This is a genomic window from Micromonospora sp. NPDC003944 (assembly GCF_053605225.1).
In genome coordinates this window covers 1-13,218 of sequence record NZ_JBSGIV010000019.1, presented here as the reverse complement: position 1 = coordinate 13,218, position 13,218 = coordinate 1, and the positions used below count along the sequence as shown (strand labels likewise).

The window sequence follows — 13,218 nt, the reverse complement described above, 5'->3', positions numbered from 1 at the left end:
GGACACAGTATGAGCGGTGTCGGCGTTCTCGACAAGGCGGTGGTCATCCTGGCCGCCTGCGTGGACGGCGCCAGCCTGGCCGAACTCGTTGAACGCACCAAGCTGCCCCGGGCCACAGCACATCGGCTGGCCCAGGCCCTGGAGATCCACCGGATGCTGGTGCGCGACACACAGGGCAGGTGGCGACCCGGGCCCCGCCTGGGTGAGCTGGCGAACGCCGCACCTGACGTTCTGCTGACCGCCGCCGAGCCGCTGCTGGCCGCGCTGCGCGACGCCACAGGTGAGAGCGCGCAGCTCTACCTGCGCCGCGCCGACGAGCGGATCTGCGTGGCGGCGGCGGAGCGGGCCAGCGGTCTACGGGACACCGTTCCGGTCGGCTCGGTGCTGCCGATGACGGCCGGCTCCGCAGCCCAGATCCTGCTCGCCTGGGAGCCACCGGAGGCGGTGATGCCGCTGCTGCCGCGGAGCAAGTTCACCGGGCGCACCCTCGCCGAGGTACGCCGTCGCGGCTGGGCGCAGAGCGTCGCCGAGCGCGAGGCCGGTGTGGCGAGCGTCTCCGCCCCGATCCGAGACCGCACCGGCCGGGTGATCGCCTCGGTGAGCATCTCCGGCCCGATCGAGCGCTTGGGCCGCCGCCCCGGCGAACGCCACGCCATGGCCGTAGTAAGAGCCGGCCAACGCCTATCCGGCCTCTAACCCCACACCCCACCCCTCCCGCCCCCTCCCCCATCTCCTCCGGTGATCAAGAGGTTTGCGTCAGCGCTCCCGGCGTGTCGTGACGCAAACCTCTTGATCACCGGGAAGGGGGCGAGGCCGGGGTACGGGAAAGGCTCACCTCGCGGTGCGAGGTGAGCCTTTGGTTGTAGCCCCGACCGGATTCGAACCGGCGCTACCGCCTTGAGAGGGCGGCGTCCTGGGCCGCTAGACGACGGGGCCAGAACTTCTCCGTTCACCACCCTCGCGGGCGGTGCGACTGTAGTCTAGCGGCACCGTACTCGGGCACGAGCGCGGGGTGCGGGGGTCGCCAGTGGAGCGGAACGGGGCCCGACGGCAGATACGAAACAGCCCGCCTCACGAGGTGAGACGGACTGTGCACGATGTAGCCCCGACCGGATTCGAACCGGCGCTACCGCCTTGAGAGGGCGGCGTCCTGGGCCGCTAGACGACGGGGCCAGAACAACGTTCGCTCCCCCACCGTGACGGCGGAGGAGCTGCACTCTACCGAAGACCATCTCCGCCCCCCGAGGGGGCGGAGTCGAACTCCGTCAGAATCCAGCGTCTGGAAATTCTCGCGAATTCCAGCAGCGCTGGGGTACCAGGACTCGAACCTAGACTAACTGAACCAGAATCAGTCGGGCTGCCAATTACCCCATACCCCATTGGCCCCTTGCGGCGCCGGGAGTGAACTTTACCCTCCCGGTGCCGGCAGGCCAAACCCGATCCCCCCGAACCACCCGTGAGCTGCGGAAACAGGGGCATCAGACGGATCAGGCGACGGGAACCACCGGGTTGGTGAGCTCGCCGATGCCGTCGATCCGCACGGTGACCGTATCCCCCTCGACAAGCGGGCTAACCCCGGCCGGAGTGCCGGTGAGAACGACGTCGCCGGGCAGCAGAGTCATCACGTGCGAGATGTACGACACCAGGCCGGGAACGTCGAAGACCATGTCCTTCGTCCGGCCGAGCTGGCGTACCTCCATCTCCTCCGGGTTGCGACCCACCTCACACCGGATCTCCAGGTCGGAGACGTCCAGCCCGGTGGTGATCCACGGGCCGATCGGGCAGAACGAGTCGAAGCCCTTGGCCCTGGTCCACTGCCCGTCCGAACGCTGGAGATCGCGAGCGGTGACGTCGTTGGCGCAGGTGTAGCCGAAGATGGCGCGTTCGGCGGCGGCCCGGTCGGCGCGGCGCGCGCCGGGTGCCCCGATCACGACCGCCAACTCGGCCTCGTGCTCGACCTGCTTGGAGAAGATCGGCAGGCGGATGGCGTCGCGGGGGCCGATCACCGAGGTGGACGGCTTGAGGAAGAGCAGCGGCTCCTTGGGCACCTCGTTGCCGAGCTCTGCGGCGTGGTCGGCGTAGTTGCGGCCGACGCAGACGACCTTGCTGGGCAGGATCGGCGAGAGCAGCCGGACGTCGGAGAGGGCCCAGCGGGCCCCACTGAAGGAGAGGTTGCCGAACGGGTGGCCCTCGATCTCGGCGATGGTCAGGCCCTGCGGCCCGGCCTCCACCTCGCCTTCGACGGCACCGAACGACATTCCCTTGGCATGGGCGAAACGAGCGATACGCACCCGGCCAATCTAGCGCCGCCGGCCCCGCGACCGGCCAGGACCGGCGCTCGGGTGTGCTCAACCCGTCAGCGCGCGGCACCTTACCGGAGCGGGAGGTGACCGGGCCGGGCTTCCCGACTTCGTACCCGCTCGGAGGCGTCTCGCCCCTAGCGTCGGCTCCGGAGGTTCGTTCGTATGCCTGCATCGACACGACACCACAGAGCCCTCGCAGTGTTCGTGCACTGCCTCGGCATCCTCGCCGCCGTTCCGGCCCTGCCGTCGGCGGCTCCGGAGGCGGCGGCCACACCACGACCACCGGCGGCCACGCCACAACCAGCGGCGGCGACGCCACAACCACCAGCGGCGGTCACCCGGCCACCCGTGGCGATGGTCGCGCGGGTGACCGAGCCCACCCCGCCCTCGGCGCCTCCGGCGATGGCGCCGCCCACCCGCGCGCCGGCGTCGGCGCCCCCGCAACAGGTCACCGTGGCGGTGGCGACGGAGAGCAGCCCGGCACCGAGGTACCGGATCCAGGTGCGCAACGTCAGCAACTCGCCGCTCGAGACCACGGTGCGTCAGGAACTGCCGCCCGGCTCGTCGACGACCGCGATCAGCGGTGGTGGACGGTCCACCCCCGCCCGCGGATCGGCCACCGAGGTGACCTGGCGGTTGCGGCTGCCGGCGCACAGCACCACCACGCTTGGCACCGCCCTCGCGGCGACCGCGCCGGGCCGGCCGCTGAGCGCGCCTACCTGCGCGTTCACAAGTGACGGCACCAGGCCGTACGACTGCGCCACGGCCACCTGGCAGGCGGCAGCGGCGCCGGCGGCCGAGGTGACCGAGGCGCCGGTCTGGCGTCGCTACCCGGTGCTGCTCGCCGGACTGGCGGCCCTGCTGGTGGTCAGCGCCGCCCTGGTGTGGGTGTGGCGGCGTCGGCGCGGTCGTCGGGTGACGGCCGCCGCGCTCTCCACCGGCGACGGTGCCGAAGGTGGCCGCGGGACGGTCTATCCCCGACCGGCGGCCCCGAGTCCGGTACGACGTCGGCGCACCCCGCCGGTCTGGGTGTTGGTGGGCGCCGCCGTCGTGGTCCTGGCCGGGTTGGTCGGGACGGCGGGTTGGACGGCGACCCGACAGGTGTCGGCGATCGACACGCAGAAGCAGCCCACGAGCGGTGCGTGGAGGGGCACCGGCGTCACCGGGGCGCTTGGCGTGCCACTGCGGGAGTCGGCGTTCGAGTTCACCGTGTACCGGATGACCTGCGGCGCGCCCGGCACCGCCGGAAAGTCCGCCGGCGGCGGTGCGGCACCGGCCAACGGCCGACGCTGCGAGGCGACCGTGGGTGTGCGCAACCTCACCGGCGACCACCAGCCCTGGCACAGCGAGCTGCAACGGGCGTACCTGCCCGGTGGGCGCTGGGTGAGCACCGACGAGTCGGCCACCCGATCGGCGAACCTGGGTCGGGACGTCTTCGCCGACCCGATGGCGGCGGGCACCCGGATGGTGCTGCCGCTGGTCTTCACTGTCGACGGGCGGGACCCGCCCCAACAGCTGGAGCTGCGCAGCGGGGTGTTCTCCGCCGGCGTCCGGGTGCAGATGCCCTGACCGGTGTGCGGGCGGCGGTCGTACCCTGGGGTGCGTGACCGCCGCCCTCGCCCCCGCCGTGCTCGACGTGGCGCAGTGGCAGGCCCGCCGGCGGGCCCACGAGGAGCGGGTCGACGTCTGGCTGACACCGCACCTGGCCCGGCGACGACGCGGTGAGCGGCATCCGGTGGCCGACTTCCTGTTCACCTACTACTCGCACCGCCCGGCCCAGCTGCGTCGCTGGCATCCGGGCCCCGGCGTCGAGCTGCGCGACGCGGATCCGGCCGAGTTCGGCCGCGACTACCGCGCCACCGCCGCCGGGGTCACCCTCGACACCGATGGGGTACGCGGCCGGCGCGGCGAGTCGATCGCCTGGATCCGCACCCTGCTGTCGGCGACACGTGAGCGGGCGCCGCACTTCGGCTGCTTCGGGATGCACGAGTGGGCGATGGTCTACCGGCAGACCCGGGAGGAGCTGCGGCACAACGCCTGGCCGCTGCGGCTGAGCGCGGAGCACACCGCGGCGGTCGTCGAGGAGCGGGGCGTGCGGTGCAGCCACTTCGACGCGTTCCGGTTCTTCACTCCACCGGCCCGCCCGTTGAACCTGCTCACCCCGACCCGGGAGACGCAGCACGCGCACGAGCAGCCGGGTTGCCTGCACGCCAACATGGACCTGTACAAGTGGGCGTACAAGTTGTCTCCGCTGGTCTCGTCGGAGTTGGTGGCCGACGCGTTCGACCTGGCGCGCGACGTCCGCACGTTGGACATGCGGGCCAGCCCGTACGACCTGGCGGCACTCGGCTACCCGCCGGTGCGGGTGGAGACCCCGGACGGCCGGGCGGAGTACGCGGCGGCGCAGCGCGCGTTCGCCGAGCGCGCCGCGGTGCTGCGCGACCGGCTGCTCGCCGCCGTCCCGGCCTGAGCCGGCCCCGCCGCGAACCAGATGCGTCGGGGTCAGCTGGGCACGGCGGTCGACCGCCCGCTCCGCACGCTGTACGAGCCGGCGGAGATCGCACCGAGGGTCGTCGGGGTGAGTGTCAGCGACACGATGCCGCCGGCCAGCACGCGGCTGCCCCCGTCGGGGCTGGTGAGCGTCGCGGGCAGCGATCCATCCGGGAACAGGCGTTTGCCGGCCCCGACGACGACCGGGTACTGGAGCAGCCGGTAGACGTCGACGAGTCCGGCCTGGTGCAGCGCCTGCACGAGCTGCCAGCTGCCGTGCACCTGGAGTTCCCGGCCGGGCAGCCCCTTGAGCCGGCGCACGTCGTCGACGACACCGCCACGGAGGACCGTGGTCGGGTTCCAGTCGGCCTCGTCGTCCGTCAGCGTCTCGCTGACGACGTACTTCGGCAGCGTGTTCAGCTGGGTGGCGATCAGATCGTCGGTGGCGGTGACCTTCGGCCAGTACCCGCCGAGCAGGCCGTAGCTGGTGCGGCCGAAGAGGAACGCGTCCGCCTCACGGAACCAGCCCTCGACGACCTCACCGGTGGCCGCCGACGCGTGCGGGACAACCCATCCGCCGCGGTCGAAGCCGCCAGAGCGGTCCTCGTCGGGGGCTCCAGGTCCTTGCATGACGCCGTCGAGGCTGACGAAGACGTTGACGCTGAGCAGCACGGTGTTCCTCCGAATACCGGTTCAGGGACGGCCGCTGGGCAGCGGCCTGCGGAGGTTAACTGCCCGGCCGTGGGCAGATCTTGTACAGGAACGACATGGCCGCGTCGTCGCCCCCCTGGAGCCCCCGCGCGGTGCGCCCGACATAGCGCCGCAGCGCGTGTGCGAGGTGAGCCTGGTCGAAGTACCCCAGCGCCTCGACGACAGCGGGCCAGCCGAGCCCTTCGCGCAGCATCGTGGCCGCGGTGTTCACGCGGTCGATCTGCGTCACGGCGGTGTGCGAGAGGCCGGTGACCGCGCGGTACCGCCGCTGCAGGGTTCGTCGAGAGGGGTGACCCTCGGGGTGCCCGGCGGGTTGCTCGTCCACCCGCAGAGCTGATCGCGCCAGCAGACCGGCGTCGCTCAGGCGCCGGACGAACTGCTCGACGTTCTCGTAGGTCGGCGCTTCCCAGTCCTCGCTGCCGACGACCACCCGGCCGGAGTCCGTCACGGGTAACGGCACGTACCCGTCGACGATCGAGGATGCGGGGTACGGCCGCAGTACGGTGCCGAGGGTGAGCCGGATCCCGAGGAACTCGGCGTCGGACGGAACCGTCGCAGTGGTGGCCCTGGTCTCCGGCCCGCGCAGGCTGACGAGCAGGCGCCCCTGCCTGCGCGTGAGGATCAGTTGGCAGCAGGTGCGCGCCGCGGAGGTCATGGTGTCCTCGGCATCGCTGGAGGTACGCCACACCCGGTCGACGATGCTGGCATCCGTCTCGGTGTCGCGATGCTCGAACCGCACGCCCCCGCCTCCTCCACCACGCGCTGTCCCGGTTAGTCGTCCTCGGCGCGGCGGTCGCGTTTGCGCTGGGACTGGCGTTTCTTCTCGGCCAGCCGGCGCTCCTTGGCGCCACGGGACGGGCGGGTCGCCCGGCGGGGTGGCGGCGGGGGTGCGGCGGCCTCCCGCAGGAGCGCGGTCAGGCGTTCCCGGGCCGCCTCCCGATTGGCAAGTTGAGCCCGGTGCTCGCTGGCGGCGATCGTCAGCACCCCGTCGACCAGGCGGTTGGCCAGCCGGGCCAGCACCCGCGACCGCAGCCAGTCGGGCACGGCCGGGGAGTTTGCCAGGTCGTAGCTCAGCTCGACCCGGGAGTCCGCGGTGTTCACGCCCTGCCCACCGGGGCCGGACGAGCGGGAGAAGCGCTCCCGCAGCTCCCCAGCAGGAACGATCCACCGATCGGTCACCCGCAGTCCGTCGTCCACGCCCCGAGGCTAACCCGCGACGACCCGTCGGAGGTCACCGGTGCGGAGGCTCGCTCCGCGTCGGGGACTGGCTTGGCGCCGGCCCCGCGGTCTCCTCGTCGGAGCCGACTGCCGCGTACGCCACCGCACCGAAGAGCAGCAGCCCGATCACCGCGGCCTTCACGGTGACGCCCCGGATCAGCGACCAGGCACCGCGGCGGGCGCCCGGCACCGATTTCTTGACGGTCTGGTAATCGTTCCACCCGCGTCGTGCCCGGGCGTACGCCGACCCCACTGCACATCCGATGACCAGGCCCACCAGCAGGAGGACCGTGAGAAGAGGACGCTCCACCTCCGCCAGTATTCACACCGAGCGTCATATTTCCATGATCCGATGCCGTCCGGCCGGATATCTGACAGTGGCGACCCGCTGCGCGGGCGTTCGGGCAGCTCAGCCGCCCTTACCGATGATCGTGTCGGCGGTCTGCTGCACCTGGTCGATCGGGATGGCGAACCCGATACCGATCGACCCGTTTCCATCGATGGTGGCGATGGCGGTGTTCACCCCGACCACCTCCCCGCGCGCGTTCACAAGTGGTCCACCGGAGTTGCCGGGGTTGATGGAGGCGTCGGTCTGCACCGCCGTGTGCCGGTTGTTGCCGAGTCGCACCTCGCGGTCCAGCGCGCTGACGATGCCCGCGGTGACCGTCCCGGCCAGGCCGAGTGGCGAACCGACCGCGAGCACCGGCTCACCGACCCGGGTGGCACCCGGCTTGGCCAGAGGCAGCGGGGTGAGGCCTGCCGATGCCGGCACCTTCAGCACCGCCAGGTCGCTGCGCGGCTCCCGTCCGACCACCTCGGCGGCGAACCGGCGGCCGTCGGGCAGTTCGACGGTCACCGGCCCGCCACCGCCCTTGGCCAGGATGTGGTCGTTGGTGATGAGGTGCTGCTGGTCGTCCACGGCGAAGCCGGACCCGGTCGCGGACCCGCTGGTCGCGCCGCCGGCCAGCACCGACACCACCCCGGGTACGGTCCGCTCGGCCGCGGTGACCAGCTCGGCCGGCACCGGGGCGGCGGACGCCGCAGCCGGGCCACCGGCCCCGTCCCGGCTGGCCACCACGCCACCGGCGAGAGCACCGGAGACGGCCGAGACCGCCACCACGCCCAGTACGGCCAGCAGCCGCCCGGGACGCCGCCCGCCCGGGTCGCGTTCGGGCGCGTCCCACCACCCGCGCCCGTCCGGGTCGAGTTCCGGCGAGATGAACCAGGGACCACGCGGTTCGCCAAGTCCGGTCTGCACTGCCATGCGTGCTCCTCACTGTCGACGTCGGTTGTGCGCGGCGGTCACGGCAGCCGGGAGAACCAGCGCATCGAGCCGGCGGCGGCACCCATCGCGAACACCAGCCCGAGGCCGATGAACCGGGCCGAGACGTCCTGCCGTTCGGTGCGGTAGCCGACCGAGCTGCCGATGTCGTCGTAGACGGCACGCAGCTCGTCGGTGGTGCTGGCCTCGTGGAACATCCCACCGGTCTCCTCGGCGACCGCCTTGAGGGTCTGCCCGTCCACCGGCACCTGGATGGGCCGTCCACCACGGTCGACGAACCCGGACGGCGTGCCGAACGAGATCGAGTGCACCGGCACCTCCGCCTTCACCGCCTCGGCGGCCGCCTCCATCGGGTCCATCCCGGAGGTGTTGGCGCCGTCGGAGAGCAGGATGATCCGGGCCGGCGGCGGCTCCTTCGCGGCTTCGCTGTCCAGGCCCTTGACCGCCCCGAGCGAGGTGTTGATGGCCTCGCCGATCGCGGTGCCCTGCACGCCGGTGATGCCCTCGGCGAGCCGACCGATGCCCTCGTCGAGAGCGTCCCGGTCGGTGCCCGGGGGCACCAGCACGGCGGCGCTTCCGGCGAAGGCGACGAGACCCACGTTGAACTCGTCGGGCAGACCCTCGACGAAACGTCGGGCGGCCTGCTTCGCCGCGGCCAACCGGTCCGGTTCGACGTCGGTGGCGAGCATCGAGGTGGAGACGTCCACCGCCACCATCACGGTGGCCCGTTCCCGGGGCACCCGGACCTCGGCGCTCGGGCGGGCGAAGCCGACCACCAGCAGCGCCAGCATGGCCAGGAACAGCCCAGCCGGAACGTGCCGACGCCAGGCGGGCCGCTGCGGCGCGACCCGGTCCAGCAGTCGCAGGTTGGTGAAGCGGACCGCGTACCGGCTGCGTCGCCGCTGCACCACCAGGTATGCGACGACCAGGGCGAGTACGCCGAGCAGCAGCCAGAGTCGCAGCGGGGACTGCCAGATCACGCGACACCTCCCCGAGGTTGGCCGGCCGGCGCGGCGGCCAACCGGCGCTGGGCGTGCACGTGTCGGACGATGTCCGCACTCCAGTCGCCGTCGGTGCGCAGCGGCAGGTGGGTGGCCCCACTGCGGCGCAGCGCCTGGTGGACCTGTTCGCGCTGGCCGGTCGCGGCCTCCGCGTACCGCTCGCGCAGCCTCCGGTCCGATGTGCACACCTCGCGGTGCCGACCGGTCTCCGGGTCGACGAGCGTGATCAGGCCGACGTCCGGTAGTTCCAGCTCACGCGGGTCGGTCACCTCGATCGCCAGCACCTGGTGCCGGACCGCCAGCCGACGCAGGGTCCGCTCCCAGGGCGCTGCCGCGTGGGGCTCGTCGGGCAGGCCGTCGAGGAAGTCGGAGACCACCACGACAAGTCCCCGTCGATTGGCGATCCGGTGCAGCGCGTCGAGTCCGTCCGCGAGGTCGGGCGGTCGGGGGGTCGGCCCGCGCCCCGGCCGGTCGGTGGGCGCGGTCGCCCGCGGGGCGGCGAGCAGCGCGCGGAGCAGGGCAAGCAGATGGGTACGCCCGCTGCGGGCCGGGAAACGGCGTACCCCGTCGGCGCGCAGCACCTGGGCGCCGAGGCGGTTGCCGACGCCCGCGGTCAGGAAGCCGACCGCCGCGACGGCGGCCACCGCCAGTTCACGTTTGTCCAGCTCGGCGGTGCCGAACTCCATGCTGGCGCTGCCGTCGACGAGGAGCCAGGTGGTCAGTTCCCGGTCGGCGTCGACCTGCCGGACGTGCGGCACGGCGGTCCGGGCCGTCACCGCCCAGTCCATCCGGCGTACCTCGTCCTCGCCCGGCCGGTACTCGCGACTGCCGGACGGTTCGCTACCCGGGCCGGGCAGCAGACCGCGGTACTGACCGTGCAGCAGACCGTTCAGCCGGCGCGTGACGGTCAACTCCAGGCGGCGCAGACGCTGGTCCGGGGCCAGCTCGGCCAGACCGGGGTCGGCGGGTGTGCCTGTCGACGCGACGGCGGCGCGTCTCATGCCGCCGCCAGGTCCGGCGCCTGCTGTGGGTGCCCGGCGGCCAGCCGGGGCGGCGGCACCGCCTCGACGAGCCGTCGCACCACGCTCTCGGCGGACACCCCGTCGGCCACCGCGTCGAAGGAGAGCACCAGTCGGTGGGCGAGGACGTCGACGGCCAGCTCACGGATGTCCTCGGGCAGCACGTACTCCCGACCCCGCAGCAGGGCCTGTGCCCGGGCTGCCGCGACCAGGCCCAGGGTGGCGCGCGGGCTGGCCCCGTACGCCAGCAGCGGGGCGATCTCCGGCAGCCCGAACCGGCCCGGGTCGCGGGTGGCGAGGATCAGCCGCACCACGTACTCGGCCAACGCGTGGTGCACGAAGACCCGCTCGGCGTGGACCTGAAGGTCCCGCAGCCGTTGGGCGTCGAGCACCTGGCGCGGGGTCGGCCGGTCGGTGCTCATCCGGTAGAGGATGGCCAGCTCGTCGGCGTCGCTGGGATAGTCGACGACCACCTTCATCAGGAACCTGTCACGCTGCGCCTCGGGGAGCTGGTAGACCCCCTCGGACTCGATCGGGTTCTGGGTGGCCAGCACCAGGAACGGCTCCGGGACGGGCCAGCTGCGACCACCGATCGAGACCTGCCGTTCGGCCATCGCCTCCAGCAGCGCCGACTGGACCTTCGCGGGAGCCCGGTTGATCTCGTCGGCCAGCACGAGATTGGCCATGATCGGGCCCAGCTCGATGTCGAAGGTCTCCTTGGACGCCCGGTAGATCCGGGTGCCCACGATGTCGGACGGCACCAGATCGGGGGTGAACTGGATCCGGGAGAAGGTGCCGCCGACCACTGTCGCGAGGGTCTGCGCGGCCAGGGTCTTGGCCACGCCAGGGACCCCCTCCAGGAGGCAGTGTCCGTTCGCGACCAGGGCGGTGAGCAGGCGTTCGACGAGGCGATCCTGCCCGACGATCACGCGTTTGACCTCGAAGAGGGTCTGTTCCAGCTCGATGCCGGTCGGCTCCGGATCGACCGGGCTGGGCATGCTGGCCAGGGTGTCCGAGATGTCCGTCACGGTGCTTGCTTCCCGGGCACACGCCGGGCAAACGTCGGATTGTGCGACCCGGAGCGGCCCGGAGGGGCCCGGATGGGGATGGACCGCGCGAAAGGGTGACGAGCGGCGCGAGGCTGCCGAAGAAGCACACAACCACTCGGGCTTCACGGACGCGAAGGGCCCCCGCGCAGGATGCGCGGGGGCCGGTGTCGGTTCGGTCAGGGCGTGTGGGTGAGCAGGGTGAAGCCCAGGTTGGCCGGCGTCCCGGCCGAGTTGCGGGTCTGCACGAAGACCGCGTTGGGTGTCAGCAGCCGTGGGGCGACCGAGACCTCACCACCCGGCGGGATGCAGCAGGAGCCGGACAGGGAGAGGGTCGCCAGGAAGGCACCAGCCGAGACGTTGTGGCCGAAGATCACCTCATACTCCCCGACGCCGTACTTGATGACGGTGCCGGTGCCGCGCGCCTTGGTGCCGTTGGCGTTGACGACGGTGAAGACGTTCGTGGCCACCAGTGGAGTGGCCGCATTCGCCTTCAGCGCGGCTTTCGCGATGCGCGCCGACTCGGCGCTCACCGGTGGCTGGGCGTTCGTGCCTCGTGCCGGCTGGATGGCTTCCTGCGGCGCCTTCGCCGACGGCTGGGCGACAGCGATGCCCCCACCGGCGAGACTGAGCCCCAGGACGGCGAACGTGACCGCCGCCACCTTACGTCGGAAGGATGTACTCATGACAGGTCCCCCTTGTGTGACCGTGTGAATTCGGCCGACCCGCGGGGCGGGACGGATGACTGCCAAAAATAGGCGTACGACGGCAGTTGGGTGGGGGTAAAGCCGCTTCGCTCACACCCGACGAGACTGATTTCCCAATAATCTGCATCCCCTCTGAGCTGCGATTACTACTCAGAGTTGCGTCGTTTAAACCAGATGGAACGTAGCACCGAAAAAAGCCGCCAGTCAATAGTTGATCTCGCTTTTCCGGAGTGTCAACCAACCGTCAGACAATTGTGAGAAGTGAGCGCACCGTCATTCACGAAACGGCTTAGCCGGGCCCGACTACGATCATTGTCGTGATCATCGACGCTCCGCCCACGCGCCGGAACGCGCGGCTCGGCACGGCGCTCTGCTGGCTCGCCGTCGTACCCGGCGCCCTCTGGGCAGTCGCCCGACTGCTCGGCCTGGACCGGGGGCCGTTGGTGCAGGCGCTCGCCTTCACGCCGTACATCGCGGGAGTCAGCGTGCTGGTCCTGGCCCTCGCGCTCGCCCTGCGGCGCTGGTGGCCGGCGGCGCTCGCGGCCCTGGCGGCGGTGGCGCTGCTCGGCACCGTCACACCTCGGGCGCTGGCCAGCCCGCAGCCGCCGGCGACCGGGCCGACCGTGCGGCTCCTCACCGCCAACCTGCTCGCCGGCGCGGGTGACGCGCGAACGCTTGTGGAACTCGTCCGCCGACACCAGGTGGACGTGCTCACCGTGCAGGAGTTCACCCCGGACGCGCAGGCCGCCCTGGACCAACTCGGCCTCGACACGCTGCTGCCGCACCGGCAGCTCCACCCGGAGATCGGCACCGCCGGCTCCGGGCTCTACGCGCGGTGGCCGATCACCGACGGTGGCGTCCGACGCAACCTCAACGGTTGGGGCTTCAACCAGGCGTACGCGACGGTCTCCGTTCCCGGCGGGCCCCCGGTCCGCGTCGAGTCGGCCCACCCCTCGGCGCCGTACGCGCTGGACCAGACGGGCGCGTGGCGCGCCGACCTGACCGCCCAACCACCGGCGACCCCGGAGGGTGGCCTGCGGATCCTCGCCGGAGACTTCAACGCGACCCTCGACCACGGTCCCCTGCGGGCACTACTACGCACGGGTTACGTCGACGCCGCCGACGCCGCGGGGCAGGGCCTGACCGGCACCTGGGGCCCGTACGACGGCGACCTCATCCCACCCGTCACCATCGACCACGTCCTGGTCGACCACCGGATAGCCGTCCGCTCCGTGCAGGTGCTGACCCTCCCCGGCAGCGACCACCGCCCCGTCCAAGCCACCCTCACCCTCCCCTAACCCGCCCCGCCCCTCGCCTGCCGATCTTGCACTTTGTGTCCCGGCATCAGTGACAGAAGCCGCATACCGTCGACACAAAGTGCAAGATCGCGAGAGCGGGGGGCGGGGGGCGGGGGGCGGGGGGGGGGCGGGCAGGTGAGGGG

Annotated in this window: 14 protein-coding genes and 3 tRNA genes; 4 read left to right on the top strand and 13 right to left on the bottom strand. The window is 72.0% G+C overall.

The features are described from left to right. Positions 1-9: 9 nt before the first annotated feature. Positions 10-696: an IclR family transcriptional regulator gene (locus ACWER9_RS12175; RefSeq protein ID WP_007456408.1), complete on the top strand. Its 687-nt coding sequence runs from the start codon at positions 10-12 to the stop codon at positions 694-696. Between the two features lie 167 nt (positions 697-863). Here the strand turns inward: ACWER9_RS12175 and ACWER9_RS12170 are convergent. From ACWER9_RS12170 to ACWER9_RS12155, 4 genes are all read right to left on the bottom strand, one after another. Then, positions 864-936, bottom strand: a tRNA-Glu gene (locus tag ACWER9_RS12170). Positions 937-1,100: 164 nt separating this feature from the next. Continuing rightward, positions 1,101-1,173: transfer RNA gene (locus ACWER9_RS12165), tRNA-Glu, on the bottom strand. A gap of 134 nt (positions 1,174-1,307) precedes the next feature. After that, positions 1,308-1,379, bottom strand: a tRNA-Gln gene (locus tag ACWER9_RS12160). A 108-nt stretch (positions 1,380-1,487) separates the two neighbouring features. Next, positions 1,488-2,291 carry a fumarylacetoacetate hydrolase family protein gene (locus ACWER9_RS12155; protein WP_357351752.1) on the bottom strand — a complete coding sequence of 268 codons (804 nt, stop codon included), beginning with the start codon at positions 2,289-2,291 and terminating at the stop codon, positions 1,488-1,490. Positions 2,292-2,465: 174 nt separating this feature from the next. Between ACWER9_RS12155 and ACWER9_RS12150 the strand changes: the two genes are divergently transcribed. Continuing rightward, on the top strand, positions 2,466-3,872 hold the full coding sequence (locus tag ACWER9_RS12150; RefSeq protein WP_452301869.1) for a hypothetical protein: 1,407 nt from the start codon (positions 2,466-2,468) through the stop codon (positions 3,870-3,872). Between the two features lie 34 nt (positions 3,873-3,906). Further along, positions 3,907-4,773, top strand: coding sequence for a 3-methyladenine DNA glycosylase (locus ACWER9_RS12145; protein WP_452301868.1), 867 nt, complete (start codon positions 3,907-3,909; stop codon positions 4,771-4,773). 32 nt (positions 4,774-4,805) lie between these two features. Here the strand turns inward: ACWER9_RS12145 and ACWER9_RS12140 are convergent, their stop codons facing one another. The 9 genes from ACWER9_RS12140 to ACWER9_RS12100 form a co-directional block, all read right to left on the bottom strand. Next, entirely contained in the window at positions 4,806-5,465 is a 660-nt protein-coding gene (locus tag ACWER9_RS12140) for a dihydrofolate reductase family protein (protein ID WP_452301867.1), read from the bottom strand. Between the two features lie 55 nt (positions 5,466-5,520). After that, positions 5,521-6,243: a helix-turn-helix domain-containing protein gene (locus tag ACWER9_RS12135; RefSeq protein WP_452301866.1), complete on the bottom strand. Its 723-nt coding sequence runs from the start codon at positions 6,241-6,243 to the stop codon at positions 5,521-5,523. Between the two features lie 32 nt (positions 6,244-6,275). Then, positions 6,276-6,701, bottom strand: a complete 426-nt coding sequence (gene arfB, locus ACWER9_RS12130; RefSeq protein ID WP_452301865.1) for an alternative ribosome rescue aminoacyl-tRNA hydrolase ArfB — start codon at positions 6,699-6,701, stop codon at positions 6,276-6,278. A gap of 34 nt (positions 6,702-6,735) precedes the next feature. Beyond that, positions 6,736-7,032, bottom strand: coding sequence for a hypothetical protein (locus ACWER9_RS12125; RefSeq protein ID WP_452301864.1), 297 nt, complete (start codon positions 7,030-7,032; stop codon positions 6,736-6,738). Between the two features lie 99 nt (positions 7,033-7,131). After that, positions 7,132-7,986, bottom strand: a complete 855-nt coding sequence (locus ACWER9_RS12120) for a S1C family serine protease (RefSeq protein ID WP_452301863.1) — start codon at positions 7,984-7,986, stop codon at positions 7,132-7,134. Positions 7,987-8,024: 38 nt separating this feature from the next. Further along, positions 8,025-8,984 (bottom strand): VWA domain-containing protein, encoded by a 960-nt coding sequence (locus tag ACWER9_RS12115; protein WP_452301862.1) that lies wholly within the window; start codon positions 8,982-8,984, stop codon positions 8,025-8,027. Then, positions 8,981-10,006, bottom strand: coding sequence for a DUF58 domain-containing protein (locus ACWER9_RS12110; RefSeq protein ID WP_452301861.1), 1,026 nt, complete (start codon positions 10,004-10,006; stop codon positions 8,981-8,983). The genes ACWER9_RS12115 and ACWER9_RS12110 overlap by 4 nt, the downstream gene beginning before the upstream one ends. Then, complete coding sequence (locus ACWER9_RS12105) at positions 10,003-11,052, bottom strand: AAA family ATPase (protein ID WP_452301860.1); 1,050 nt, start codon at positions 11,050-11,052, stop codon at positions 10,003-10,005. Before ACWER9_RS12105 ends, ACWER9_RS12110 begins: the two co-directional genes overlap by 4 nt. Before the next feature lie 197 nt (positions 11,053-11,249). Then, a complete protein-coding gene (locus tag ACWER9_RS12100) occupies positions 11,250-11,756 on the bottom strand; it encodes a hypothetical protein (RefSeq protein ID WP_452301859.1) in 507 nt (168 codons plus the stop codon). A gap of 341 nt (positions 11,757-12,097) precedes the next feature. Here ACWER9_RS12100 and ACWER9_RS12095 point away from each other — a divergent pair, with 341 nt between their 5' ends. Beyond that, the gene (locus ACWER9_RS12095) at positions 12,098-13,075 is read left to right on the top strand and encodes an endonuclease/exonuclease/phosphatase family protein (protein ID WP_452301937.1); all 978 of its coding nucleotides are present in this window, start codon (positions 12,098-12,100) and stop codon (positions 13,073-13,075) included. Positions 13,076-13,218 lie beyond the last annotated feature (143 nt).